Source organism: Virgibacillus halotolerans (assembly GCF_016908515.1).
Lineage (GTDB): Bacteria > Bacillota > Bacilli > Bacillales > Amphibacillaceae > Virgibacillus_M > Virgibacillus_M halotolerans.
This window is the reverse complement of the sequence record NZ_JAFBEA010000003.1, coordinates 336,453-362,362: the sequence shown is the minus strand read 5'-3', so window position 1 is coordinate 362,362 and position 25,910 is coordinate 336,453. Positions and strand designations below refer to the sequence as shown.

Genomic DNA, 25,910 nt, shown 5'->3' with positions numbered 1-25,910 from the left:
TACATTTTATTTAAATCAAATCTTCGCCGATAATCCTTACTTCACGTTCCAGATTGACATCAAACTTTTCTTTGACCGTGTCCTGCACAAAATGGATTAAATTAATGTATTCACTTGCAGTTGCCTCATTCACATTCACAATAAATCCGGCATGCTTCCATGAAACTTGCGCACCACCAATTTGTTTCCCTTGTAGATGACTATCCTGAATTAATTTACCCGCGAAAAAACCTGGCGGGCGTTTAAATACACTCCCACATGAGGGATACTCAAGCGGCTGTTTTGTTTCACGCTTATGTGTCAAATCGTCCATCACTGCCTTGATATCCTTATGTTCGCCTGTCTTTAAACCAAAAGTAGCTTCCAATACAATATAATCATTGTCCGGAATATTACTTGTACGGTAATCCAAATCCAATTCTTCCGCAGTCAGCGTTCGTAGCTCTCCATCTCGATCAACAACAACTGTGCTGACAAGTACATCCTTTATTTCCCCACCATATGCGCCTGCATTCATGTATAAGGCCCCACCAACAGACCCTGGGATCCCACAGGAAAATTCTAACCCTGACAAATTATGCTTTAAAGCTGCACGTGAAGCATCAATGATCCTTGCACCACTTTGCGCGACCAATGTTGTTTCATCCGTTGTTATTTCCTTTAATCTCTTCAGATTCATAACAATTCCACGAATACCGCCATCTTTAACAATTAAATTAGAACCTTTACCCAAAAGCGTAAAAGCAATTGTTTCTCTATTTGCTAATTTAACAATTTGTTGTACTTGCTCATATGTTTCTGGCGTTACTAGAAAATCCGCCATCCCCCCCAAGTGGGTATACGTATGGTTTCTTAATGGTTCATCCACCATCACATCTTCTTCAGGTATGATGGCTGTTAGCTTTTCGTACATATGATGATAATTTACCACCTGGATCATTCCCTTAAAATTAATTGCATTCCTAGAGGTTGTTTAAAAAGTTCGATCCTTTTTATCCTCCTTTTGAACGCGCATTCCTAATTTAACTTACCTGTTACATTGTAGATTATTTTTCCGTATCTTTCCATAAAAATGAATGTATCAGTCTATCTACCGCTTCATCTTCATGTAATCCACTATGACCTAAATCCTCATTGTTAATCATCACTTCCTGCAATTGGTTATCAGGTACAATGGTTCGTAATGACTGCACACTTTCGGGTACGGCAATCATATCTCCTGTACTCCCAATACTTAGCACATCAATATTTTTAGGGAAATCCCCTTCGTGTAATAGCTTCAATGCCGCAGAATTCGGCTTTAAATCTGTTGCGGCTGCATCTTGATTAATTTGAAAGTATTCTTCTGCATATATACCATCAAATGGGCTGCCTATCGTAATTAACTTCTTAACATTTGGGTGTACATCCCCCTGGTAACTTTCAAGATATTTCACAGAGACAAGTCCTCCCATGGAATGTCCGACTAGATTCACCTTATCAATATAATAATTTTGTTGCATATGATCAAACACAGCCGCTAACCACTTTGCTCCATCCTCGAGACTTGCCCGGTTGTTTTCAAAGATTACCTGAATAAAGGTTGGATCTCCCTGCCCTTCATTGAGATTATGCACATGGATTGCTCCATTTTCAGCAACATAATATACCAAGGCCTTATTTCCCCAATGGTACTCATGTTCAAACCGGTCAAGCATAAAACCAAACGAATTAGCAGTACCTTTATAGCCGTGAACAAACACGGTAGGTTGTTGTGTATGGAAACCGGAGCTTGCCTTATTTGGCAAATATAAAATGGTAAGCACGCCAAGTAAAATAATGCAAGACGATGTAATAGCTATAATATGTTGTTTCTTCAAAACCTTACCCCATTTATGCAAATTTGTTTTTAGAAATAATTGCCCCCATTATAGCACTTTCCAGGCTTGATTACTTTACATCTTAGACATTTTCTTTCCCAAATCATGAAAAACTTTTACATCACCGAATAAAATAAAAAAGGAACTGATATTGTGTGATACAATACCGTTCCCCATAGCTTGCAATAATTGGTCATAAACACCATAACTATCAATCATTCAATCGGATGAAAGATTGGTTTACCATCTTCAAATGTGGCTAGATAAGAAAATCCAATCGATTTCAAAAGTTCTTTTGACTCTCTAAATTGATAACCTAAGGTCGTCTCCACATGGGAATCAGATCCAAGCGTAATGATTTCTCCACCACATTCCTTGTATAACTTTAAAATATCCTTACTCGGCATGCCACTGTCCAAACCGTAACGAAAACCGGACGTATTCAACTCAATTCCTTTACCATTCGGAATGATTTCAGCAAATATTTGTCTCATTAAGTCATGGAAATCACTTTTGCTCGCCTGCTTTGTATAACGCTTCACCAAATCCAAATGTCCCAAGATCTGAAAATCCTTGAATTCTTTTACACAATAGAGCAGTTCTTCATAATATATTTGATACGCTTCCTCGATGGTCTTATTTTTGAAAAAAGCACCAGAATGAAGATCTTTTTTCTCTGTTGTGTGCATTGAACAAATAATGAAATCAAAGGATTCTTCGCTTAAGAGCTGCTTATATTTACCCAAGAGATATGGTTGGACACCAATCTCAACTCCTTTTTTAATACAAATAGATGATGCATACTTTGCCTGCATTTCTTTTATCTTTTGATCATAGGCAGCCAGATCAAATTCAAATTGAATCGTCGGATCCGGATAATCGTAGTCAATGTGATCGGTAAAACAAATTTCTTCCAACCCCTGTCTTATTGCTTGTTCAATCGTTTTCTCCATTGGTGTCGTGCAATCAGCAGAAAAATTACTGTGAATATGATAATCGAACATGTATATTTCACTCCTTTAGTGGTTGACATTTCCTTTTATATTATTTAGAATACAGTATAACTTTAATTAGGTAAAGTAATAAAGCAATAAAGTGAGAAAGGAGTTTTAAAATGAAATCAAATACATCCAACGGCAAGCCTATTCCGCTTGTAGCAGATTTTCAAATGAGAGAAGATCTAATCAATAAATTAAAAAATCGCTTTTATACTTACGGATATCAGCAAATAAGAACCTCTACTTTTGAAGATTATGATATGTATTCCGCTATTACTGGAACCGTAAATAAAGATGACATGATCAAAGTAGTTGATGCTTCCGGTAAAGTTTTAGTGCTGCGGCCAGATGTAACCATCCCTATCTCACGGATGACAGCACTAAATAAGCAACAATACAATGATCATTTACGCTTGTTTTACGTATTGGATATCTTCCGGCAGACCTTCGATCAAAATGGCAAGAAAGAAAGTACACAAGCAGGTATTGAATGCTTTGGGCAAAACACACCAGAAATAGATGCCGAGGTTCTGATGTTAGCCATCCATACGCTAACAGACCTAAATTTCAAGCATTTCAAAATAGAAATTGGGCATGCAGGGTTTTTTAAGGAACTGATCGCAGAGGCGGCATTGAATGATACGGAGTTAGAGCATTTAAAAACACTGATTCAATCCAAAAACATTGCAGAGTTAGATACGTTTCTTTCCAGCTTATCATTGAGCAGTGCGTTGCGTGCAAGCATTCAAAGCATCCCGTTACTGTATGGAAGACCTAGTCAGGTGATCGAACAGGCAAAAGATATTGTTTTAAACGAGCGTATGCAAAAAGAGTTAAATAATCTTGAGCAGGTTATTACGATTCTGAGTGATTATGGTGTGGATGATTCTATTGTTTGTAATCTTGGTTTGATTAACAATATGAACTATTACTCGGATATTATCTTCCAAGGATTCACTGAAGATGTTGGTAAACCGGTACTGATGGGCGGAAGATACGACAACTTTGGTGGACAATATAGTAATCCAATGACAGCTATCGGTTTTGCTTTCGATGTAGATTTTCTAAAAGAGGTGCTTGACCAGCAAGGTTCGCTAACCACCAACGATACGATCGCAGAGATCATCATTTATTATGAACAAGCGAAGCAAAGGGAAGCACTTTTAACAGCGTACAGGTTACGGGAAGCGGGCTATCAAGTTTTAACCTTCCCCATCGATGCAATGGATGATGTTGGTCCAATTCCTTCTATTAATGTCATTTATTTTGATAAGGGACGATGTACAGTGAACGGCTACCAGTTGGAACAGAAACTATCAGACTTTACGGAACTGACAAAACTTATTCAAAAAGAGGGGGCGGGTCGATAAATGGATACCATCACATTGGCATTAGCCAAAGGTCGAACTGCCAAGGACTCGATCGCTCTGCTAGAAAAAATGGACATCTTTTTTAAGGAGTTTCATGAGAAGAGCAGAAAACTTGTTTTTCATAGTACAGATAAAGCAGTGAAACTGATTTTCGTTAAAGCTGTTGATGTCCCAACCTATGTGGAAAAAGGGGCTGCAGATATCGGCATCGTGGGCAGAGACAATATTTTGGAAGCACAGGCAGATGTATATGAAATGCTAGATCTCGGAATTGGAAAGTGCCGATTTGTTGTAGCCGGGTATGCCGATCCTGATTTAAAGGATAAGCAAAAATTGATGGTCGCATCCAAATATCCTACAGTCACCAGAAACCATTTTCAAAAGGATAACCGGTCGATTGACACGATCAAGCTAAATGGATCTGTTGAACTTGCACCACTTATAGGGCTGGCCGATTGTATCGTTGATATCGTTGAAACAGGAACAACAATTGATGAAAATGGTTTAACAATTTTAGAAGAAATAGAAACAATCAGTACGAGATTAATTGTTAACAAGGCAAGTTTTGCAACAAAGACGGCTACCATTCAAGATTTTATCAATAGACTGAAAGAAACGCTGGAGTGATGACGATGAAAATAATAACGGCCGAGCAGTATAAACAGCAACAAAAGGAAGCGCAATCCGAAACATCAGCACGTGATGCGGCACTGGATCAAACCGTTTTAGATATCATTCAACAAGTAAAATCGCGTGGTGATCAAGCATTATTTGACTATACCGAAAAATTTGATGGTGTTAAATTGGATGATTTCATTGTCTCTGCTGCGGAATTTACCGAAGCAAAGGAAAGTGTTGAACCCGCATTTTTAGATGCATTGCAGCAAGCAAAGGCAAATATCACCGCCTTCCATCAAGGGCAAATGGAACAATCGTGGTTTATGAACCAACAGGATGGTATCATGGTTGGCCAAAAAGTAACTCCACTGGAGAGGGTTGGCATCTATATACCCGGTGGCAAAGCCGCATACCCATCAACCGTATTAATGAATGTCATTCCAGCAGTACTTGCAGGCGTCGAAAAAATCGTCATCACGACCCCACCACAGGCTAATGGAAAAATCAATCCTTACGTACTTGCTGCGGCGCAGATCACTGGTGTCGATACCATTTATAAAGTCGGTGGTGCACAAGCAGTAGCGGCTTTAGCATACGGTACGGAAACTGTTGAAAAGGTTGTTAAGATCGTCGGACCTGGAAATGCATTCGTTGCTCGGGCAAAAAAGTGGGTCTATGGTGATGTTGCGATCGATATGATCGCAGGCCCAAGCGAGATATGCGTAGTGGCAGATGAAACCGCACCGCCAAGGTTTGTTGCTGCAGATTTACTGTCACAAGCCGAGCATGATGAACAAGCAAGTGCGATTTGTATAACTACCAGTAAACAGGTAGCAGATGAAGTAATCAATGAGGTCGAAAAACAGACAGCCGAACTAGAAAGAAAAACAATCATTGAAAAATCCTTAAAACAGAACGGAAAAATTATTATCACGGAAAATCAGAAAGAAACATTTTCCATCGTCAATGAGCTTGCACCAGAACATTTACAATTGATGATAGCAAATCCAATGGAACAATTAGGCTTGGTTAAAAATGCAGGCGCCATTTTTATGGGGAACTATTCTCCAGAGCCGCTAGGTGATTATTTTGCCGGTCCAAATCATACCTTGCCAACAAGCGGAACAGCGGCCTTCGCTTCCCCACTTGGCGTTTATGATTTCTTGAAAAAATCGAGCATGATTCACTATTCCCGTGATGCTTTACTTAAAGCAAGTACTGCGATTGAAACACTGGCAAATGTAGAGGGATTAACAGCCCACGCGAATGCTATTAAGATAAGAAAGGATGATCCGCATGCGTAACGCGACAATAAAACGCGAAACAACAGAAACGGCGATTGCATTGGACTTTTCCATTGATGGATCAGGAAATGCTCAAACAGAGACAGGAATTGGCTTTTTCGATCATATGTTAACCCTTATGACTAGGCATGGACTCTTTGACCTAAATCTTGTCTGTAATGGCGATTTACAGGTTGATCAGCATCATTCCGTAGAGGATATCGGGATTGTCCTTGGTCAGGCTGTACAGAAAGCTTTAGGTAGCAAAGAGAGCATTACACGTTATGCAACGGTCACAACACCAATGGATGAAGCCTTATCCACTATTTCATTGGATATTAGTGGCCGCCCGTACCTTGTTTATCATGTCGAGGGCTTAAAAGATAAAGTTGGTGCGTTTGATACGGAACTCGTTGAGGAGTTTTTCCAAGCATTTGCCAGCCATGCCAAAGTAACGCTGCATATTAATGTGGCTTACGGAAAAAACAGCCACCATATCATTGAATCTATTTTCAAGGGATTCGGAAGAGCACTCGATCAAGCAACCCAAAAGAACCCAAGAATTGAAGGCATACCTTCCACAAAAGGATCTCTATAAGCAAGGCTTTTTCTAAAAAAATTTTATTTAGTCTTATCGTGCCACAGTGGAAATAAGCTCGTTCCTCTACTGGTGGGCATCATTTATTGACACTTTGAGCGGAACGAATACACGTAGACTCCTGCGGGACTAGTGGCCAGAGTGAGACCCCACAGAACGGAGTTCGAGGAGGCTCACGGGTCACCCGCGGAAAGCGAAGTGTATTCAGTGCAGCGGGCTGAATAACAACAATCTATACGAAAAGAGCCATAAGGCTACCAACTAAAAATGTTAGGGAGATGATTTCATGATTCTTTTTCCGGCAATTGATATTCGCAACGGGAAATGCGTCCGTCTCATTCAGGGCGATTATAAACAGGAAACGATTTATAGCGAATTCCCAACCGAAACAGCACAAAAGTGGGAAAGTAAACAGGCAACATTCATCCATATTGTTGATCTGGATGGCGCCAAAACAGGTGAATCAATAAACAAGAACGCCATCCAAGCCATTGCTGAAGCGACCACGATTCCGGTCCAAGTTGGCGGCGGAATACGTTCTTTAGACATCATCGAAACGTATATTGCTGCTGGTGTCGATCGCGTCATTATTGGCACAGCTGCCATTCAAGATAAAGCTTTCCTAAGTGCAGCTGTGGAAAAATACGGAGATAAAATCGCCGTTTCCATTGATGCGCGCACTGGCTTCGTCGCAACCGATGGATGGACCCAAACAAGTACCATTAAAGCAATCGATCTTGTTAAAGAATTGGAAGCGCTAGGTGTAAAAACCATCGTATATACGGATATACTGAAGGATGGCATGATGCAAGGTCCTAATTTCACAGAGTTGCAAGCAGTAAATGAAGCAACAACGATGGATGTGATTGCCTCAGGCGGAGTCAGCTCCACAGAAGACATTAGCAAATTAAGATCGCTCGATTTATATGGTGCTATTATTGGCAAAGCCTTATACGATGGCACCCTAAACCTTGAAAAGTTAATGGAGGCGGATGAACATGCCAACTAAACGAATTATACCATGCCTGGATGTTGCCAATGGTCGCGTTGTGAAAGGGAAAAAATTCAAGGATATTCAGGATGTAGCAGATCCAGTGGAATTTGCAAAAAAGTACAATCAAGCGGGCGCAGACGAACTTGTTTTTTATGATATTACTGCCTCTATGGAAAATAGAGATCTCTTTATCGATGTAATTAAAGAGATTGCAGACGCAATCGACATTCCATTTACCGTTGGTGGTGGTATCGCTACGGTCGATGACATTGAGCGCGTCTTGCAGGCCGGTGCAGATAAAGTATCGATTAATAGTGCAGCCATTGCTAACCCGCAATTTATCGAAGAAGCGGCAGACAAATTCGGTTCCAAATGCATTGTTTTTGCCATGGATGTCAAACAAACTGCTAATAACCAGTGGCAAGTGTATAAGCATGGTGGCCAAACCAAAACAGACATCGACGCGGTTGAATGGGCAATCGAAGGAGAAAAACTCGGCGCTGGTGAAATCGTTGCGAATGTGATTGATACCGATGGCGAAAGAAATGGCTATGATCTTTCCTTAACAAGAGCCATCGCTGACGCTGTCTCCATACCAGTTGTCGCAAGTGGCGGTGCCGGAAAGCACGAGCATTTCGCTCAAGCATTACAAGCAGGTGGAGCAGATGCAGTCCTCGCAGCTTCTGTGTTTCATTACGATGAGATTCAAATACCTACATTAAAAGCATATCTAGAGAATTAGAAACTTGGCGGCGCTTGCCTTAGTTACACTTATGCAGAAAGAAAGGGACCTATACTTTCTTTACTGCCATTGATAATCTGAATCAGGAGGAATGCTAAATGGAAATAAACATCGAAGCACTTTCATTTGATGAAAATGGTCTGATTCCGGCCATCGTACAAAACGCGGAAACTGGTAAAGTATTAACACTTGCCTATATGAATGAGGAAGCATTAACAAAAACAATCCAAACAAAGGAAACTTGGTTTTTCAGCCGTAAGCGACAAGCACTTTGGAATAAAGGTAAAACCTCCGGCAATAAACAAGCTGTTAAACAAATTACTTACGATTGTGATGCAGACGCATTATTGATTCAGGCTGATCCACTTGGTCCTGCCTGTCATACAGGAGAGGAATCCTGCTTCCATAACACACTAGTGAAGGAGGCAACCCCTTACTTCGATATCCTGCCCCAAGTGGTAGATAAAATCGTGGAACGTCGTGATCATCCTGTAGACGGTTCCTACACAACGTACCTTTTTAGAGAAGGTATCGATAAGATCCTGAAAAAGGTTGGCGAAGAATCGAGTGAGGTTATCATTGGAGCGAAAAATAACGATCAACAGGAAGTGACAGCAGAAATTGCAGATCTTACCTACCATACCCTGGTTTTAATGAACGTATTAGGTGTTTCCGTAAGCAATATTAAACAAGAATTATATAAACGGCACGTACAAAAAGAAGGACAGAACAATGGATAAATTTTGGAGTACTGCAGCCAAACGCAGTGTCCCTTATGTTCCAGGTGAGCAGGTGAATCAGCCGCAGATTTTAAAGCTGAATACGAATGAAAACCCGTATGCGCCATCACCGCATGTGGTTAAAGCCATCCAATCAGAGGTAGAGGGGAAATTAAATCTATATCCCTCCCCTACTGCTGATCAGCTAAAGCAGGAAATTGCAGCATACTACCAACTATCAAGCGATCATGTTTTTGTTGGAAATGGATCGGATGAAGTGCTTGCCTTTTCATTTATGGCTTTTTTCGAACCGGGAAAAGCCATTCGATTCCCTGCTATTTCGTACAGTTTTTATCCTGTCTATGCAAAACTGTTCGACATCTCTTATGAGGAAGTGCCATTACAACGTGATTTCTCATTGCCAGCGGAAGCATTCTTCCAATCCGATGGTGGGGTTATTTTCCCCAATCCAAATGCGCCAACAAGTGTTTATTTAGGATTAGATGCAGTTAAAGAAATTGTGGAAAACAATCCGGACCAGCCAGTGATCATTGATGAGGCCTATATCGATTTCGCGCCTGAATCTGCTGTTTCACTTGTGGAAACATATGATAATTTATTAGTCGTACAAACGATGTCAAAGTCTCGATCCCTCGCAGGTTTACGAGTTGGGTTCGCTTTAGGAAATCCGCATTTAATTGAGGCGCTCATTCGCATAAAAGATTCTTTTAATTCTTACACACTCGATCGCCTTGCACTCGCAGGTGCTGAAGCGGCCATCAAAGATACAGCTTATTTTAAAGAAACAACCAGAAAAATTGTTCAAACAAGGGAATGGTTAATAGCAGAATTAAAAAAGAGAGGCTTTTATGTCCTCCCCTCGCAGACCAACTTTGTTTTTGCCAGTCATTATAATCAATCTGCCGAAGCATTGTATACCATTTTGAAAGATAATGGTATTATTATCAGGTACTTCAATCAGCCGACAATTGATAACTATTTGCGCATTACAATTGGCACAGAAGATGACATGGCAAAGTTTATCCTAAAATTAGATGAAATCCTATAGTTAAAAAAACACCTCTCCAGATCTGGAGAGGTGTTCCTTACTTTATATGAGTTTATCTACTTTGGCATCTTTTTTAAGTTTATCTACTTTGGCTTGTAATTCTTCTTGCCCTTTTTGCTGTTTCAATTGATCCTTAATCATATCTTTCATTTCATCCAATTCACCGACTTCATCTCCACCTTGCTCTTTTAACTGATCATAGTATTCTTTTACTTCATCATCAGTCACTTTAACCTCAAGCTCTTTATCCATATATTTATTGGTGATGATATCATCAGCTAATTGTTTCTTAAAGTCATCCTCCGATAAATCAAATTGTTCCAGTACCGCTGTCAATTGTTCCCCATTTTCTTCCTTCAGGGATTTATATTCGGACTCGATTTCTTTATCTGAAGCCTCTAAACCTTTATCTGCAGCATCCTGTTTAATTAATTGTTGTTCAACAAGAATATCTAGTGTCTGATCTTTCAACCCATCCAGATCGCTGACATCTTGTCCATATTGTTGCATGGATGTTTTTATTTGTGTATAGATTGAATTGTATTTGTCACCTTTTACTTCGTCGCCATTAACACTAACTACTGGGTCTTTTTCATCTACTTTTTCTTTGTCTGTAATTTCAACTGGCTCCTGTGCTTGTTCAGATGGATCTGCTTGCTCTTCTGTCTGCTTTTGTTCATCATCTTTTTTATCACTTTTCTTTGCAGAATCATCATCATTGCCACAAGCAGCTAGTACCAATGCCAAACATAGTGATAATCCTAATAACATTAACTTTTTCATTTATCTTTTCCCTCATTTCTAATTAAGTCTGTTTCCATTCAATCACAGTTCATATGGTGATTTCAAGTCGTCAAAAACAGTAAAACCCGTACAAACCGCTCTACACCAATTGTTCGGAAGGCTTATTTACGTTTACGTAACATTTATTCCTTTATATACCTTACTTTTGCCACATTTCCGTGATATATACAAACAGGCAGCTCCCAATATAGGAGCTGCCTGTTTTTTCTTTTGTTAATTAGTTCAGACTTTCATCAACTTCCGCTATCATTTCTTTTACAGAAACAAGTCCCCCACCAGAAAGGTACCAATATTCTGGGTTAAGGTAAGTAATATCATCATTTTTATATGCTTTGGTATCTTTCATTAAATCATTTTCTACGATTTTCTTAGCAGATGGTTCACCATCTGTAATAGCTGCACCTCTATCCACAACATATAACAAATCTGGATCTTGTTCCGTTACATATTCAAAGGATACGTTCTGACCGTGTGTAGAAGCTTCAATGCCTTCATCTGATGCAGGAACACCAAACACATCATGAATCAGACCAAATCTAGATTCAGGACCATACGCACTAATCTTATCGTCATTCGCTAAAATGATAAGTCCATCTTTATCTGCTTCTTCTGCTTTCTCATTCAATGCCGAAATAGATTCTTCAATATCTGCTATTTCACTATCGATTTCATCTTGTTTATCAAAAATATCACCAATTGTAGCTAGGTTTTCTTTAAATGAATCCATGTAACGCGTTGTGTCCACACCAAGATAAATCGTCGGTCCAAGTTTTTCTAATTCATCATAAGCATCAGATTGACGACCAGAAATAAGTATTAAATCCGGATCCACTTCAGCAATTGCTTCAAAATCAGGCTCTTTCAAACTACCAACATTAACATAATCGTCACTTTCATATTTATCCAGATATTCTGGCAAGTTCCCTTGTGGAACAGCTGCAATATCAACACCAAGTTCATCTAAAGTATCTAGCGTACCGTAATCGAAAACGACTACTTTTTCCGGTTTTTTCTCTACTTCAGTCTCACCAAGTTCATGCTTAACAGTAATTGTTGTTTCTTCGTCTTTTCCATTATCAGCATCTGTATTCTTATCAGCATCATCTGCTGAATCTGATGAACCACATGCCGCGAGTACTAACGCTAAAAATCCCATTGCTAGAAATAATGCAAGTTTCTTCATATAAATAAACTCCCTTTTTTCAATTTTTATTTTAAATAACTAATGTTGCATGAATTAGAACGAATATTCCGTAAAATAGTATTCTATGTACTCGAGCGCTCAAGTACATTACATATATATCCATGCATTTATATCATTTTACACTGATTAAAATACACGGCTTTTTACCGTTTCAAAATCAATCAGGCAAATTCTTTTACCAAATCTCAAGGGTAAGGTATGATGAATTGTAATAGGGTTCCTTCACACTGGATTCGGCATGGCCGTGCCATTCCAGTATGAGGGACTTTTTTTGTTTAAAATCAATCTTAGGTCTATTCGTCATCCATGCAACACTAGTGATTAAAAATAAACACAAATGCGTTGGTTATCAATTTCTTTAATATCAATATCCATGTCATAAATATCTTTTAGCACACATTTATCAATCACATCACAGGTTGGACCTTGTTTAACAATTTTACCGTCCTTTAGTGCAACAATATTATCAGAATAGCAAGATGCAAAATTGATGTCATGAATAACAATAACGATTGTTTTTCCCATTTCGTTGACAAGTCTGCGCAAGGTTTTCATAATGGAAACGGAATGACGCATATCCAGATTATTTAACGGTTCATCCAGTAGAATATACTCCGTATCCTGGGCAATAACCATTGCGATATGTGCCCGTTGACGTTGCCCGCCACTCAACTCATCTAAAAATTGATCCTGCATGTCACGAAGTTCCATATAGTCTATTGCTTCTTCTACTTTTTCCCAATCCTCTTTTTTCAATTTACCTTGTGAATATGGAAAGCGTCCAAATGCTACAAGTTCACGCACCGTCAATTTTAAATTAATTGCATTGGATTGTTTTAAAATGGATATCTTTTTGGCAAATTCCTTATTTTTCGATTGTAGAATGTCTTCCCCATCAATTGAAATATCGCCATTATCTTTTGATATCAAACGACTGATCATTGAAATTAACGTACTTTTACCTGCACCATTCGGACCGATAAAAGATGTAATCGTCCCTTTTTCAATCTTTACCGACACATCTTCTATAACGGTTTTCTTGTTATATTTTTTGAATACATTTTTTATATCTACCATGATTTATTCTCCTTTAACAAAAGATATATAAAGTACACGCCACCAATGAAATTGATAATAACACTTACCGTTGTTTGAAACGAAAATAGTTTCTCTACAATAAACTGTCCACCAATTAAGGCAATAACACTGATTAGTATGGATCCAATAATAATATAAAAGTGCCGGTATGTTTTCATAAACTCATACGTAATGTTTACCACCAGCAATCCCAAAAACGTAATCGGACCAATCAGTGCCGTAGATATAGAAATTAATACAGCAACAACAACCAATAAGCGTTTTACGACATAATCGTAAGGAACCCCTAGATTGATCGCCTCATCTTTCCCTAATGCCAGCACATCCAAATATTTATAGAAGCGCATAAAATATAGTGTAATTAACAGAACCAGACCAATTGACAGATAGACAAGATCCGTATTTACGTTGTTAATACTTGCAAACATTTTATCTTGGGCGACCATAAATTCGTTTGGATCAATCAATATTTGCATAAACGATGTAAAGCTGCCAAAGAATGTACCCAAGATCATCCCGATGAGTAAAAGGAAGTAAATGTTGTTCTTTTCCCCCCTAAACAATAAGCGAAAAAGGACTAAAGCGAATAACACCATGAATCCAATACAAACTAAATAATTGATTTTACTGCTCATCATCACTAATGACCTTGAACCGAATACGAAGATGGACACCGTTTGAATTAATAAGTACAGGGAATCAAGTCCAAGTACACTCGGTGTTAGTATTCGATTGTTCGTAATCGTCATGAAGACGGTTGTGGAAAATGCGATAGCCCCACCAGTTAGAATTATTGCAACGATCTTAATAATACGTCTTGGTAATATGTAACCAATGTTACCGCTTAGGTCATAAAACAAATATAACAGCACCAGTATTGTTGCGATTGCGGCGAGGATAATTGTTTTTTTCTTATAATCCATATTTCTTTCTCCTTAATAATAGATAGATAAATATTCCACTACCTATCACCCCAACGGTTAAACTTATTGGAATTTCATAAGGATAAATAATAACTCTGCCGATGACATCACACATCAACACAAATACTGCCCCTAAGAGCGCGGTATGTAATAAACTTTTTCTTAAGTGGTCGCCCTGATAAATCGTTACGATATTTGGAATGATCAAACCAAGAAACGGAATCACACCAACCGACAGCACAACAGAAGCTGTAATAAGCGCAACAATAATTAATCCAAGGTTGACCACCTGCCGATAATTCAGACCTAAGTTTCTGGAGAAGTCTTCGCCCATTCCTGCAATGGTAAATTTATTTGCATAAAAAACAGCCACAAGCAGTATGGGGATACTTACAAACATCAGTTCATAATTCCCACTCATGATCATTGAAAAATCGCCTTGCATCCAAGATGACATATTTTGAATCAGATCATTTCGATAAGCGAAAAAGGTTGATACAGAGCTAATAATATTTCCAAACATTAAACCAACTAATGGAATGAATATGGCATCTTTAAATTTCACTTTCTCCAATATCTTCATGAAAACAAAAGTACCTAACAGTGCAAAAATAAAAGATACAAACATTTTCTGAAGTGGACTTGCTGATGTAAACACCATCATGGAAACTAGAATTCCAAGTCTTGCTGCATCAAGTGTACCTGCAGTTGTCGGTGATACAAATTTATTTTTACTCAACTGCTGCATGATTAGACCACATATACTCATGCTCATCCCTGCAACTAAAATACTAAAAAGCCTGGGAAGCCTGCTTACTAAAAGAACCTGTTTCTGATCTTCTGTCAGACTAAATATATCTAGTGGCGAAACATTTGAAACGCCAATAAAAACAGAAGCAACAGAAAGAACAACTAATGCTATAACTAAATACCGTATCTTCATATCATAACCTCTACTCGAAAAACGCCTTCAACCACAATAGCAGTTTTCCATTTACATCGTATATTACGTGGTTATTTAAAATAATTATTACCTTCTAATCAATCTAATTAAGAATGATATTCATTATCAATTAGATTCAAATATTAGTATACCATATATATAATGTTCGTCAATATCAATACAGCGATTTCTTCAACAATTCCGTGAATCCTGTCTTCTTTTCCATAATAAAATAACCTGGCACAAGTTTACATTGTGACAGGTTATCTTTCATTTACATCCTTCATCCGTACAATAGGTTGTATCCGAATTCTTTGGATTCAACGATTGGATTGTTGGTTCTTTATTTTCCTCTTCCCATACTTTTTCAAGTACTTCTTTAAATACTTCTGTTGGCTGGGCACCAGATACAGCATACTTTTCATTAAAGACAAAAAACGGTACACCCTGTACACCAATCTGTCGTGCCTGGTCTTCATCATCGCGAACCTTATTTGCGTATTTATTTAATTGAAGTAGGTTTCCCACTTCTTCAGGATTCAGACCAACTTCCTTTGCCAATTCGATGAGTGTTTCATGACCACTTATCAGCTTTGACTCTGTAAAGTAAGCATATAAGAGTCGCTCCGTTAGTTCCTTGCCTTTTCCGTGTTTTGTAGCATATTGTGCAACACGGTGTGCATCGAATGTATTGGTACTTTTCATATCATCAAAGTTGTAAGTCAAACCAACTTCTGCAGCTTGTTTTCCAACATCTTCATTCATATTTTTAGCCTTTTCTATCGGCATACCAAATTTTTTAGCAAGCAATTCGTGCATGTTCATTCCGGGATTTTTATCTGCATTGGGATCAAGTTCATAACTCTTGTATTGTACACTTACCTTTTCTTTGTGGGGAAAATCTTCTAGTGCAAATTCCATCCTCCTTTTCCCGATATAACAAAAAGGACATACGAAATCTGACCATACTTCAATTTTCATCACTACACCTCGTTTCTCACAAATATTGTAGCATAGGTCACCAGAATGATTAAACAATGTGCTTGTTGAAAGGGGTCAGTCCCCCACCACACTAAAGTGATAAAGCAATAGTGTGATGGGGGACTGACCCGCATGAATGTCACTTATTAATAAGATTGTTTTTCCTGTATGGTTCCGTCCTGTTTGTAAATCGTTAATGATGTTCCCTTATTTTTAGCAATTTCCCTTGCCTGTTTTATTGTTTCATCCTTGTTCTCAAAAATATTACTTGGCTTTTTAGCGTGACTGGATTTCACTGCCCAGCCATTTTCATGTTTTACTACCTGTTCGCCCTCTTCCAAGCGTTGTGGGTTATTTTCATATTGCTTGCCTGCTTCCGATCTAACTGTCGGTTTGCCACTTGCTTCATATCTTTCGATTTCTTCCTTCGTTACATTTTGATGCCATTCCTTTGCCTGTTCTGTTGCAATCGGTATGGCTCGTCCTTCTTCATACCCCTCGTCTATCATAGAATTGGCGATATCAATCGCTTTCTTCTTTGTCGCATATTCCAAATTCTTCATCGATGAAGGGTAATCGTTTAATGTCCAAGGCATGTTTTTTCCTCCCTTGTCTCGTTTACTTTCTCCAGTACCCTTTTCATAATTGATAAAACATGCACGATAAAGTGAAACTTCATTTTTAAAAGCCTATTTACGTTGGTATCATATGATTCGGTATGTCATTGAAACTTTTATCATCAGCCTAATTTTTACGATGACTTTTGAAACAAGAAGCAGCGCAGCCTATGAAATAACCTCCTTAATTTTAGGACTTTCTAAGTTTTTTTCCTGTGGTCGTATGGATTCCCTATTTATTTGCCAGAAAAATAAAACAGCTAAAGCCATAAACGGCTTTAGCTGTTTTATTCCATTAACGAATTCCCCATAATACTGACACGCTTTGTATTTTTTAATTCATCCAGATTCTTCACGCCAATACCAAACATCGTCATCTTCAATTCCAATTCAATTTGATTCATCGTTTCCATAACGGCTTCCTCTGTTTCTGTAGCCGCTTGTAATAATTGTCGGGCAAAGCCAATCACATCGGCACCAATCGTTATTGCTTTTGCAGCATCAACACCTGTTTTCATGCCGCCGCTCGCTACAAGTGGTACGTCTGGTAACTTACTTCTTACCGATACGATGCAATCTTTTGTCGGTAAACCCCAATTATTAAATGCTTCCGCTGCAGCCTTCTTTAATGGATCCTTGGAGCGTAATTTTTCCACTTGACTCCAAGATGTTCCGCCAGCTCCAGCTACATCAATAAAGGAAATTCCAGCATTGTAAAGCTGTTCCGCTACCGTGCCATCAATTCCAAATCCAACCTCTTTTGCACCTACTGGAACATCTAATGTCTTACAAACCGCTTCTATCTTTGGCAATAGATTATCAAAATTCAAATCGCCGCCATCCTGGACAGCCTCCTGTAAGCTATTTAAATGGAGGACAATACCATCAGCACCCGTCATATCAACAATTCGTTGGCATTCCTCGGCGCCATAGCCATAATTAAACTGTACCGCACCTATATTAGCAATTAATGGAACTGTAGGGGCTTGTTTACGGATAAGAAAAGATGCTTTGTGTGCATCGCTTTCCAATAGCGCCCGGGTTGAGCCAAGTCCAATTGCCCATCCTTTTTCTTCCGCCGCAATCGCCAAGTTCTGGTTAATCTTTTCAGCAAGCTCTGATCCACCAGTCATAGAACTGACCAAAAATGGTGCGCTAATTTTTTTATCTAAAAAACTGGCATCTAGTCGGATGTCATCAAAGTTGATTTCTGGTAATGCATTATGTAAAAAAGAGATGCCTTCCAGTCCTGTTGATTTATTAACACCTTCAACATTACCTGTTAAACAAAGACGGATATGTTCCGTTTTCCTTTGGTTAATTCCTTTTTCCATGTTTAAGGTACCCCCAATTATGATATTTCTTAACCTGTACATTATAACAAGAACTCACTAAATTGTAATGAAAGAGTGTTCGATTCGAAATTTCTCATTAATTAAATGAAGCTTTAATCTTTTCTATTCCCATTAGAAGTATACGACATTACCTGACGGATCCTGAGATCTATATTGTGATCCCACCTTTTCAACTGGAAAACCAAGCTTTTTTAATCGATGGACAATCTTTTTCCTTTCTTTCGCAGGGACTGAGATCGTATAGCTTTTCATGCCAATACTTGTTGTTCCTGGTATTGCTCCCCCTTTACTGTTCCACGTATTCAGTCCAATATGATGATGGTATCCGCCTGTTGACAGGAAGAGTGCTTGGCTACCATATCTCGATACGACGGAAAAACCAAATCCCTTTATGTAAAATGGTTCAACCGCCGCAAGATTGGCTACTTGTAAATGAATGTGACCAATAATCGTTTTCTCCGGTAAACCGTCCCAACCATCCGGATTAACATCTAGCATTAAATGATTGGCATTCAGAGGCAAGGTGCTCATGTTTACGCTCCCTTTACTCCATTCCCAATCTTTATGGTCTCGGTCCACATAAATTTCAATACCATTCTCATCTGGATCTGATAAATACAGTGCTTCACTAACTAAATGATCTGAAGCACCATGTAATGGATAGCCAGTATGAATTAAATGACGAAGCATATTAGCCAAATCATTGCGTGTTGGCAATAAAAAAGCAATATGAAATAATCCTGTTTCTCTTGGGTTTAATGGTATTGCCTTTTCCAGCTGTTCCAATGTAACAAAAGCCGTCATTCCACCTGAAGATAGTTTTACCCTATTATGTTGTTGTTCAATAATTCGAAAACCTAATATCTTTTGATAAAAATCCAGGGATCGTGTGATATTTCCTACTTTTAAATGAATATGATTTACAAAAGAAGCCGGATGTTGATGAAAAGTCATCGAAGTTTTCTCCTTTGAAATTAGAATAGTTGTTTATTTAATTTTACTTGGATAAGATAGGAAAGGAAAGGGATAAGCACCAAGATGGATGGAGGGGGAGTCATTTTGAAACAGCGCGCAAAGCATTTTGCAGAAAAAGCACATGAAGGGCAGCATCGAAAAAACTCAGATGCCCCTTATATTATACATCCTATCCGCGTTGCAGCCCAGTTGAAAAACGCAGGTTTTAGTGATGAATTGGTTTGTGCAGGCTACTTGCACGATGTCGTCGAGGATACAATATATGATATAGAAGATATTGAAAAAGAATTCGGCTCGGAGGTTGCGCGTCTTGTTGCCGCACACACGGAAGATAAATCAAAATCCTGGCAAGAACGCAAGCAACACACGATTGATACATTTAAAGCGGCTAATAAAGAAGTGAAGTATTTAATTGTCGCTGATAAACTGGATAACTTATTAGATCTAGAACAAAGTCTCAAACAACAAGGTGAAGTCGTTTGGGAAAAATTTAATGCCGGTATAGACAAACAAAAATGGTATAACGAATCCATCGCTGCACATATGTACGATGGTTTGGTTAAGGAGGATATTCCAGACTATTTCCATACCTATGCAGAAACAGTCAAGCGTGTTTTTGGGTAAGTAATATAGTAGATTATGGTCATCAACCCCTTAGCTTCTTACCATGTTAGTTTTAATTAAAGAAAGAAGTATAAAGAATTTAAAGTATTACGCCCGAAAAATCCCCTTTTAATACTTCTTTTCCATGTTGGTTGTTACAGAAAAAGGATGCACTAATAGCGGTTCTATTATTTGCTTGTCTTTCGTACTTTTCAATTTTAACTTCACAAATGATGGTATCCTCCGTAAATACAGGTCTTAAAAACTCAAAATTCATCGAACGGGCCAGTACGTTATGATCTCCCCCTACTTTTGTTGGTAGCGTTGCCGTTAATAACCCTTGAACTACAAGTCTTCCCTGTTCATCTGGCGTAATATGATGAATCCCTTCATCAGCCGAAGTCTCTGTAAATAATTCAACATCTCTTACTGTAAAGGTCCGCTCAAACGTAATTATATCTCCTACTTTTAATGACATATAAATCTCCCCCTGAATGTTTTATAGTGTGGCTCTATTCTCAATGATTGGTACTGCCCGTGGATTCGTCCTACCACTAAACTTTATTGTTTTAGAGGCAAAAGATATAAACTGCGAGTAAGAGCAGGTTGATTTTCGCTCCAGGCAGTCGCTTTCCGCGGGCAACGCTTCAACTTCCTCGGAAGCAAAAAAACGCTTCCTGCGGGATTTTCAGGTGTTGCTTTTCCCGCTGGAGTCGACTGCCCTCCGCTCCAATCAACCAACGCGAATAGCGTCCAGTATTTTATCTTCACGGCATTAATAATGCCAAGCTTTGAAGGTAGAGAGACCACTTTATAAAGCAATTGATAAATGATATAACATTGCACAATACTAGCGAAGGAAATACACGAAGACTCCTGCGGGAAAGCGAAGACGATGAGACCCCACAGCGAGCGTTCTTTGCGAGTGAGGCAGACTAAGTACGCCACGTCCTGTGGCAACGTCTGCACTAGCACTTCCTATGCGTCGAAGGTTCAGCGTGAGCCCGCGGAAAGCGTAGTGTATTTCCGAAGCGATATCTACCAACTCCGGAGATTAAAAGCAACGAAACTTACGAAAAGGGCCTATACTATCTGGTTAACAATCCAATCTTTTGGTTTTATGTTCTTATTCATCCATTGCTCTTGTGGTGCATGGTATGGGGCCGCAGCGATCAAATAATTATTGTGCCAGCTTGCTGCACCAGAACGAATCACTTCGTCAACTAGGATTTGGATAAAATCTTCTGGCTGAAGCTGAAAAGCATAGCGAGCAAAGTCTTGGAACCAACCACAATTTAGTAGGTAGTTATCAATTTCTTCTTTTGCCAATCCGTTTTTAATCATTAATGTGAATGAAAAAATACGCTTACAAGCATGCCATGATACTTTTTCCGGCGCCTTCAGCCATTTTTCAAACCGTTCCCTTGCTGCATCAATAGCAACCAGAGGATTATCTATTTGAGGCCCATGCCCGGAATATGCTTGCTTAATCCGAAGCTTTGCCAAGCGGTCCAAACTTTCTAACGATCTTTGGATAGAGGAAACACCTTCGCGGAAGATATTTAACCATCCGATATCACTTTTGTGAAAAAGATCCCCGCAAATTAATATCTCTTCTTCAGGTTCATATAAAGAGATATGCCCTAACGTATGTCCCGGCGTATACAATACTTTCAAGACTCTATTCCCTGTATGAATCTCATCGTTATCAGAGAGCTTTGTATCGACTCGATAAGTTTCTACAGGCTGATCCAACCATTCTGCACTACAGGCTTCAGGGTCACAAGCATTAATTAAATCAGCTTCCCATTTATGGGCTGCAATCGTAACGCCATATTTTTTTTGAAGATGAAAGTTTCCTCCTACATGGTCACTATGGTAGTGCGTATTCACAATCAGGTGTAATGCTTCTGGTGAAACGCCTGCTTCATTAATTAATTGCTCTGTGTCTTTTACATCACTCCCAAAACCAGTATCAATCAGGACCGGGAGCTGGTCCTTCATAAGAATCGTATTTGCACTTGGATATTTTCTTTCAAAGAAAATAATACTGGATTTTCCCACAAGCTATCTCTCCCTTGATGATAGACGGTACCCCAGACCAATCAGTCGGTCCGGGGTGAATGGTAATACTTTTATGATCTCCATTCCATCTTTTATTTATATTTTCGAGTCCATATTGCCCGAAACAATTTCTCTAATATGCTCAATCGCCGCGGGGTCTTCAAGTCCGGTCACATCACTTGCGACATTCCCTTTAATTTGGACTTCTTTTAAAAGTCGCCGCATGATCTTCCCGCTGACTGTTTTTGGCATAGACTCAACAAAAAAGATACTTTGCGGCCGGGCTAATTGACCAATCCCCTTTACGATACTTTGATCAATTTTCCTTTTCAGATCATTGTCGGCGGCGAATCCCTCGGCAATTGTTGCAAAAACGACAGGAACCTCACCCTTGATTTCATCCGGGACACCGATGACTGCCGCTTCAGAGACGGCGTCGCATTCCAGAACTGCATTCTCTATTTCCATCGTACTTAACCGATGACCCGAAACATTAAAGGCATCGTCAGAACGGCCTACGACCCAGAAATACCCATCTTCATCTTCTAAAGCAATGTCACTGGCATAATAACTACCTTCCACCTGACTGAAATACTTTTGATAATATCGCTCCGGTTCTTTCCATAGTGTTCGGCACATCATTGGGAACGGCTTCCGGATAACCAAATTTCCCAGTGTACCTTTAGGAACAGGATTTCCCTCATCATCTACAATACCTACATCAGCACCCAAAAATTGAACACCAGCCGATCCTGGCTTCATAGGGGTAAGCCAAGCAGCTCCAGCCAAAGGAGTTCCTGCTGTCTCCGTTTGCCCCCATGTATTATTGACACAAATTTGACCTCGACCAAGTACATCTTTCGTCCAATGCCATGTTTCCGGATCAAACGGTTCTCCAACCAGTGAAACAACATCAAGACAGGAAAGATCATAAGGCTGAAGTGCTTTTTCTCCGAGACTACGAAGCATTCGTAACGCAGTTGGGGCTGTAAATAACTTGTTCACCCGATATTTATCTATCATCTGATAAAAACGATCCTGATCGGGGTAATTAGGAGCGCCCTCGTAAACGACCGTTGTTACCCCGTTCGCCAATGAGCCAACGACTCCCCATATATGCATCGTTAGCCAACCAACGTCCGCTGTACACCAAAAAACGTCATCAGGGCGATGGTCCATATGATATTTGGCATAAATGTAATTTTGAACAACGAAGGCCATGCCAGCATGGACAACTCCTTTAGGTTTACCTGTTGTTCCACTTGTATAGAAAACAATACCTGGTTCATTTGCCTCGACATGAACAGGCTCAAAGTGAATAGCAGCCTTTTGTCGTTCCTCATGCCACCAGAAATCTCTTCCTTTTTCCATATATGGTTTCGTACCTAGACGGTCAACAACAATAACCGCATCAACACTAGAAATTTCACCAATAACATTGTCGACTTTTTCTTTAAGCGGAATTACCTTTCCACGCCGCAAACTTGCATCTGCTGTAACGACCACTTTCGGCTCATAACTTTCCAGTCGATCTTTTAAAGATTGCTCGGAAAAACCGGAGAAGATCGTGCTATAAACAGCCCCTATTCGAAAACAAGCAAGAATTGCAATAAACGACTCCGCAAGATTAGGAAGATAAATGGCAACAGGGTCACCCTTCTCTACGCCCAAAGACCGCAGCACATTGGAAAAACGATTCACTTCCGCAAGTAGCATCTGATAGGTATAAAAGCTCGTTTTTCCATCTTCTCCTTCCCAGATCAGCGCAGTTCTATTGCCCGCCCCATTTGCGATATGCCGATCTAATAGATTGTAGCAAGGATTACTGATACCTCCTTGGAAAAACTCAAAGTCTGGCAAACTCCCACTAATGGTTTTTCCCCACGGTTTGAACCAATGCAGTTCCCCGGCAACCTCATTCCAAAATGCTGCGGGATCTTCCTGCGATCTTTTTAATAAGGTTTGAAAAGCCTCACTACTTCCAATTTCAGTGGCCTCCTGGCGCGCTTTATCCGGATAGACAATCTTACTGTCCTTGATGATATCGAGAATTCCTCCTAAATCTGTATGCAATCGAATCTCCCCTTCCTTAAGATGTTTTCCTCTGTTCCGAATCTCCTTTGACTATGTAAATCTCACTTTGAAAACGCTATCATTTACACCGATATAAATAATATATCTATTACTAGATGGATTGTCAATGCGTGCAATTGCAAAACATGAAGACCGGAAGACTAATCCCCACTTAATACCCAGTATGTTGAAAGGGAATCCATCTTCGCCTAATGTTCAATGTAAATGTGACATATATTCAAATGCTGTTGTCCCATATATGCTCTTAAAGTGCCTATTTAAATGTGTTAAATCAAAAAAACCACATTCAGCTACTGCTGAATAAATATCTCCATCTTTTTCTATTAACTGCTTCGCCCGTTCTATCTTGCAATTAAGGAAGTATTGATAGGGTGAAATTCCAGTATGTGCCTTGAATAACCTGATAAACTGGAATTTAGATAAATTAAATGCTGAAGATATCTCGTCAAGTTTAAGTACATGTTGGATGTTGGTTTGTATCATATCCTTTGCTTTTTTGATTAGCCCGTTATCTTTCTTATCATCTGTAGATAGATTCGTTTGTATCAGGCTGTCTGTGAGGGATAAGAATAATTCACTGCACAAAGCCTCATCTTTTCCTTTTAATATTGCATGAGAGAGATTTAATATTCTTTGTTCAAGCCTAGCATCATACACAATAGGGGATGAAAAACGTACGATATCCTTTTTCTCAATAACTTCTAAAAACAATTGCGGCTCAATATATAGCATCACATAATCAAGTCCTGCTTCATCGTGTGCCATTCCATCATGTGCCTGTTCTGGATTAAAAAACATCACACCATTTTGATAGGATAATTGTAAACTACCATCCAAATTGTATTCTTGAATGCCACGCAATGTCACCCCTATTGCATACTCCTGGTGAGCGTGCTTTTTATACGTAAAATCAGTCATGTTTGCTGACAAGGCGGTAATACCTGCCGATTTTTTATAGATAAATTTATCCATGTCAACCACCCTTTTATTAGCTTACCTAGATCCATATCATGATTGCAGCATAAACTAAAAATAATGCCATGATTACATTAACAATTTTTTCATGCTTCTGTAAAAACTCTTTGAAGATTGCACCGAAAAGAACCCAAATAATAAATGCCATAAATCCTATAAGTGTTATAAATATAACACTTATTGTCAACACGGGCATTGTAGTATAGTAGGGCAAAATAAAGCTGGGAATAACAGTCATTGTAAATGTTACTACCTTTGGATTTAAAAACTGCAATAGGAATCCTGACATAAAGGTCCCAGTCTGGTTTACTGTTGGTTTTGATGTATCCATTTTATAAATTTGATATGCGAGATATAACATATAAATCGTTCCGATAATCTGCATACCAATTAAAATTTTTGGTATAACCGTTATAAGCATCGTATTCAATATAGCAGAAATAGCAAGTAATAAACCGAAAGCAATCGTTGCTCCATACGTATAGCCCATTGCCTTTTTTGTCCCTTGTTGATGCACTGTGGATAATATGTCGATATTGGTAGGTCCTGGTGTAACAGTAACAATAAAACAATATATTAAAAAAGATGTAATATTCATGATGAAAACTCCTTTATGTGCGCGTTCAAAAAGGAAGATAAAAAGGATCGAGTCGGCTAACTTCGCAACGTCCTGGGACTGCGCTAACTCGTCCCACCGTAGTGATTTGTTGCGACGCCGACACTAGCGCGTCCTGCGCGTCGAAAGTTCGAAGCAGCGTAGCTTTGAGTACCAAAACGGACTTGTACAGGATGTACTGACTTCTACGTTGCCCACAGGACGTGGGCGAATTTAGTAGAAGTTCCTTATACGTGAGGAACGGAAAAGCAAGCTAACGAAGAAATTCGATGTGTCATTTTTATCGGACTTTTTGAACAACCTATAAGGTATTTTCATATCATCATACATCTGAAAACCAATGGCATATAGTATGTTATTGCAGGATGATAAACTGTTAATCCTTATTTAAAATGGACACCTCCTCTG

26 protein-coding genes are annotated in these 25,910 nt (G+C 39.1%); 9 read left to right on the top strand and 17 right to left on the bottom strand.

Features of this window, described 5'->3' with window-relative positions:
* Positions 1-10: 10 nt before the first annotated feature.
* From murB to JOC34_RS10525, 3 genes are all read right to left on the bottom strand, one after another.
* Positions 11-913 carry a UDP-N-acetylmuramate dehydrogenase gene (gene murB, locus JOC34_RS10535; RefSeq protein WP_239544249.1) on the bottom strand — a complete coding sequence of 301 codons (903 nt, stop codon included), beginning with the start codon at positions 911-913 and terminating at the stop codon, positions 11-13.
* Positions 914-1,046: 133 nt separating this feature from the next.
* Positions 1,047-1,859, bottom strand: coding sequence for an alpha/beta fold hydrolase (locus tag JOC34_RS10530; protein ID WP_205136709.1), 813 nt, complete (start codon positions 1,857-1,859; stop codon positions 1,047-1,049).
* Positions 1,860-2,074: 215 nt separating this feature from the next.
* Complete coding sequence (locus JOC34_RS10525; RefSeq protein WP_205136708.1) at positions 2,075-2,863, bottom strand: histidinol-phosphatase HisJ family protein; 789 nt, start codon at positions 2,861-2,863, stop codon at positions 2,075-2,077.
* A 110-nt stretch (positions 2,864-2,973) separates the two neighbouring features.
* Here JOC34_RS10525 and hisZ point away from each other — a divergent pair, with 110 nt between their 5' ends.
* From hisZ to hisC, 8 genes are all read left to right on the top strand, one after another.
* Positions 2,974-4,227, top strand: coding sequence for an ATP phosphoribosyltransferase regulatory subunit (gene hisZ, locus JOC34_RS10520; RefSeq protein ID WP_205136707.1), 1,254 nt, complete (start codon positions 2,974-2,976; stop codon positions 4,225-4,227).
* Positions 4,228-4,854, top strand: a complete 627-nt coding sequence (gene hisG, locus JOC34_RS10515; protein ID WP_205136706.1) for an ATP phosphoribosyltransferase — start codon at positions 4,228-4,230, stop codon at positions 4,852-4,854. It begins immediately after the preceding gene.
* A gap of 5 nt (positions 4,855-4,859) precedes the next feature.
* On the top strand, positions 4,860-6,149 hold the full coding sequence (gene hisD, locus JOC34_RS10510) for a histidinol dehydrogenase (RefSeq protein ID WP_205136705.1): 1,290 nt from the start codon (positions 4,860-4,862) through the stop codon (positions 6,147-6,149).
* Positions 6,142-6,726 carry an imidazoleglycerol-phosphate dehydratase HisB gene (gene hisB, locus JOC34_RS10505; protein WP_205136704.1) on the top strand — a complete coding sequence of 195 codons (585 nt, stop codon included), beginning with the start codon at positions 6,142-6,144 and terminating at the stop codon, positions 6,724-6,726. The genes hisD and hisB overlap by 8 nt, the downstream gene beginning before the upstream one ends.
* Positions 6,727-7,012: 286 nt before the next feature.
* A complete protein-coding gene (gene hisA, locus JOC34_RS10500) occupies positions 7,013-7,735 on the top strand; it encodes a 1-(5-phosphoribosyl)-5-[(5-phosphoribosylamino)methylideneamino]imidazole-4-carboxamide isomerase (RefSeq protein ID WP_205136703.1) in 723 nt (240 codons plus the stop codon).
* A complete protein-coding gene (gene hisF, locus JOC34_RS10495; RefSeq protein WP_205136702.1) occupies positions 7,725-8,462 on the top strand; it encodes an imidazole glycerol phosphate synthase subunit HisF in 738 nt (245 codons plus the stop codon). Before hisA ends, hisF begins: the two co-directional genes overlap by 11 nt.
* Positions 8,463-8,560: 98 nt before the next feature.
* Positions 8,561-9,202, top strand: coding sequence for a bifunctional phosphoribosyl-AMP cyclohydrolase/phosphoribosyl-ATP diphosphatase HisIE (gene hisIE, locus JOC34_RS10490; protein ID WP_205136701.1), 642 nt, complete (start codon positions 8,561-8,563; stop codon positions 9,200-9,202).
* Entirely contained in the window at positions 9,195-10,250 is a 1,056-nt protein-coding gene (hisC, locus tag JOC34_RS10485; protein WP_205136700.1) for a histidinol-phosphate transaminase, read from the top strand. Before hisIE ends, hisC begins: the two co-directional genes overlap by 8 nt.
* 42 nt (positions 10,251-10,292) lie before the next feature.
* Here hisC and JOC34_RS10480 read toward each other — a convergent pair whose 3' ends face one another.
* The 9 genes from JOC34_RS10480 to JOC34_RS10440 all read right to left on the bottom strand — a co-directional run bounded on the left by JOC34_RS10480 (position 10,293) and on the right by JOC34_RS10440 (position 19,129).
* Complete coding sequence (locus tag JOC34_RS10480) at positions 10,293-11,033, bottom strand: SurA N-terminal domain-containing protein (protein WP_205136699.1); 741 nt, start codon at positions 11,031-11,033, stop codon at positions 10,293-10,295.
* Positions 11,034-11,271: 238 nt separating this feature from the next.
* Positions 11,272-12,237 (bottom strand): siderophore ABC transporter substrate-binding protein, encoded by a 966-nt coding sequence (locus JOC34_RS10475; RefSeq protein WP_205136698.1) that lies wholly within the window; start codon positions 12,235-12,237, stop codon positions 11,272-11,274.
* Positions 12,238-12,579: 342 nt separating this feature from the next.
* Positions 12,580-13,335, bottom strand: a complete 756-nt coding sequence (locus tag JOC34_RS10470) for an iron ABC transporter ATP-binding protein (RefSeq protein ID WP_205136697.1) — start codon at positions 13,333-13,335, stop codon at positions 12,580-12,582.
* Positions 13,329-14,279: an iron chelate uptake ABC transporter family permease subunit gene (locus JOC34_RS10465; RefSeq protein ID WP_205136696.1), complete on the bottom strand. Its 951-nt coding sequence runs from the start codon at positions 14,277-14,279 to the stop codon at positions 13,329-13,331. Before JOC34_RS10465 ends, JOC34_RS10470 begins: the two co-directional genes overlap by 7 nt.
* Entirely contained in the window at positions 14,269-15,222 is a 954-nt protein-coding gene (locus tag JOC34_RS10460; protein WP_205136695.1) for an ABC transporter permease, read from the bottom strand. Before JOC34_RS10460 ends, JOC34_RS10465 begins: the two co-directional genes overlap by 11 nt.
* Before the next feature lie 270 nt (positions 15,223-15,492).
* A complete protein-coding gene (locus JOC34_RS10455) occupies positions 15,493-16,203 on the bottom strand; it encodes a DsbA family oxidoreductase (protein WP_205136694.1) in 711 nt (236 codons plus the stop codon).
* Positions 16,204-16,349: 146 nt separating this feature from the next.
* Positions 16,350-16,799 carry a DUF2188 domain-containing protein gene (locus tag JOC34_RS10450; RefSeq protein ID WP_205136693.1) on the bottom strand — a complete coding sequence of 150 codons (450 nt, stop codon included), beginning with the start codon at positions 16,797-16,799 and terminating at the stop codon, positions 16,350-16,352.
* Between the two features lie 308 nt (positions 16,800-17,107).
* Complete coding sequence (gene fni, locus JOC34_RS10445; protein ID WP_205136692.1) at positions 17,108-18,154, bottom strand: type 2 isopentenyl-diphosphate Delta-isomerase; 1,047 nt, start codon at positions 18,152-18,154, stop codon at positions 17,108-17,110.
* Between the two features lie 132 nt (positions 18,155-18,286).
* A complete protein-coding gene (locus JOC34_RS10440; protein WP_205136691.1) occupies positions 18,287-19,129 on the bottom strand; it encodes a VOC family protein in 843 nt (280 codons plus the stop codon).
* 105 nt (positions 19,130-19,234) lie between these two features.
* On the opposite strand from JOC34_RS10440, the gene JOC34_RS10435 reads away from it, so the two are divergent.
* Entirely contained in the window at positions 19,235-19,774 is a 540-nt protein-coding gene (locus JOC34_RS10435; RefSeq protein WP_205136690.1) for an HD domain-containing protein, read from the top strand.
* 79 nt (positions 19,775-19,853) lie between these two features.
* Here the strand turns inward: JOC34_RS10435 and JOC34_RS10430 are convergent, their stop codons facing one another.
* The 5 genes from JOC34_RS10430 to JOC34_RS10410 all read right to left on the bottom strand — a co-directional run bounded on the left by JOC34_RS10430 (position 19,854) and on the right by JOC34_RS10410 (position 25,484).
* The gene (locus JOC34_RS10430) at positions 19,854-20,231 is read right to left on the bottom strand and encodes a hotdog domain-containing protein (RefSeq protein WP_205136689.1); all 378 of its coding nucleotides are present in this window, start codon (positions 20,229-20,231) and stop codon (positions 19,854-19,856) included.
* 605 nt (positions 20,232-20,836) lie between these two features.
* Positions 20,837-21,817 carry an MBL fold metallo-hydrolase gene (locus tag JOC34_RS10425; RefSeq protein WP_205136688.1) on the bottom strand — a complete coding sequence of 327 codons (981 nt, stop codon included), beginning with the start codon at positions 21,815-21,817 and terminating at the stop codon, positions 20,837-20,839.
* A gap of 96 nt (positions 21,818-21,913) precedes the next feature.
* A complete protein-coding gene (locus tag JOC34_RS10420) occupies positions 21,914-23,890 on the bottom strand; it encodes an acetate--CoA ligase (RefSeq protein WP_205136687.1) in 1,977 nt (658 codons plus the stop codon).
* A 216-nt stretch (positions 23,891-24,106) separates the two neighbouring features.
* Positions 24,107-24,883, bottom strand: a complete 777-nt coding sequence (locus JOC34_RS10415; RefSeq protein WP_205136686.1) for an AraC family transcriptional regulator — start codon at positions 24,881-24,883, stop codon at positions 24,107-24,109.
* A 25-nt stretch (positions 24,884-24,908) separates the two neighbouring features.
* On the bottom strand, positions 24,909-25,484 hold the full coding sequence (locus JOC34_RS10410; protein WP_205136685.1) for a LysE family translocator: 576 nt from the start codon (positions 25,482-25,484) through the stop codon (positions 24,909-24,911).
* Positions 25,485-25,910 lie beyond the last annotated feature (426 nt).

Bases quoted from the DNA above. Each gene is read 5' to 3' on its own strand.
- hisIE (WP_205136701.1), top strand. From the start codon at position 8,561: ATGGAAATAAACATCGAAGCACTTTCATTTGATGAAAATGGTCTGATT.
- hisZ (WP_205136707.1), top strand. From the start codon at position 2,974: ATGAAATCAAATACATCCAACGGCAAGCCTATTCCGCTTGTAGCAGAT.
- JOC34_RS10525 (WP_205136708.1), bottom strand. From the start codon at position 2,863: ATGTTCGATTATCATATTCACAGTAATTTTTCTGCTGATTGCACGACA.
- hisB (WP_205136704.1), top strand. From the start codon at position 6,142: ATGCGTAACGCGACAATAAAACGCGAAACAACAGAAACGGCGATTGCA.
- hisF (WP_205136702.1), top strand. From the start codon at position 7,725: ATGCCAACTAAACGAATTATACCATGCCTGGATGTTGCCAATGGTCGC.
- JOC34_RS10410 (WP_205136685.1), bottom strand. From the start codon at position 25,484: ATGAATATTACATCTTTTTTAATATATTGTTTTATTGTTACTGTTACA.
- JOC34_RS10450 (WP_205136693.1), bottom strand. From the start codon at position 16,799: ATGCCTTGGACATTAAACGATTACCCTTCATCGATGAAGAATTTGGAA.
- murB (WP_239544249.1), bottom strand. From the start codon at position 913: ATGTACGAAAAGCTAACAGCCATCATACCTGAAGAAGATGTGATGGTG.
- fni (WP_205136692.1), bottom strand. From the start codon at position 18,154: ATGGAAAAAGGAATTAACCAAAGGAAAACGGAACATATCCGTCTTTGT.
- JOC34_RS10460 (WP_205136695.1), bottom strand. From the start codon at position 15,222: ATGAAGATACGGTATTTAGTTATAGCATTAGTTGTTCTTTCTGTTGCT.
- JOC34_RS10465 (WP_205136696.1), bottom strand. From the start codon at position 14,279: ATGGATTATAAGAAAAAAACAATTATCCTCGCCGCAATCGCAACAATA.
- JOC34_RS10455 (WP_205136694.1), bottom strand. From the start codon at position 16,203: ATGAAAATTGAAGTATGGTCAGATTTCGTATGTCCTTTTTGTTATATC.
- JOC34_RS10430 (WP_205136689.1), bottom strand. From the start codon at position 20,231: ATGTCATTAAAAGTAGGAGATATAATTACGTTTGAGCGGACCTTTACA.
- JOC34_RS10475 (WP_205136698.1), bottom strand. From the start codon at position 12,237: ATGAAGAAACTTGCATTATTTCTAGCAATGGGATTTTTAGCGTTAGTA.
- JOC34_RS10415 (WP_205136686.1), bottom strand. From the start codon at position 24,883: ATGGATAAATTTATCTATAAAAAATCGGCAGGTATTACCGCCTTGTCA.
- hisD (WP_205136705.1), top strand. From the start codon at position 4,860: ATGAAAATAATAACGGCCGAGCAGTATAAACAGCAACAAAAGGAAGCG.
- JOC34_RS10480 (WP_205136699.1), bottom strand. From the start codon at position 11,033: ATGAAAAAGTTAATGTTATTAGGATTATCACTATGTTTGGCATTGGTA.
- hisC (WP_205136700.1), top strand. From the start codon at position 9,195: ATGGATAAATTTTGGAGTACTGCAGCCAAACGCAGTGTCCCTTATGTT.
- JOC34_RS10440 (WP_205136691.1), bottom strand. From the start codon at position 19,129: ATGACTTTTCATCAACATCCGGCTTCTTTTGTAAATCATATTCATTTA.
- JOC34_RS10470 (WP_205136697.1), bottom strand. From the start codon at position 13,335: ATGGTAGATATAAAAAATGTATTCAAAAAATATAACAAGAAAACCGTT.
- hisA (WP_205136703.1), top strand. From the start codon at position 7,013: ATGATTCTTTTTCCGGCAATTGATATTCGCAACGGGAAATGCGTCCGT.
- hisG (WP_205136706.1), top strand. From the start codon at position 4,228: ATGGATACCATCACATTGGCATTAGCCAAAGGTCGAACTGCCAAGGAC.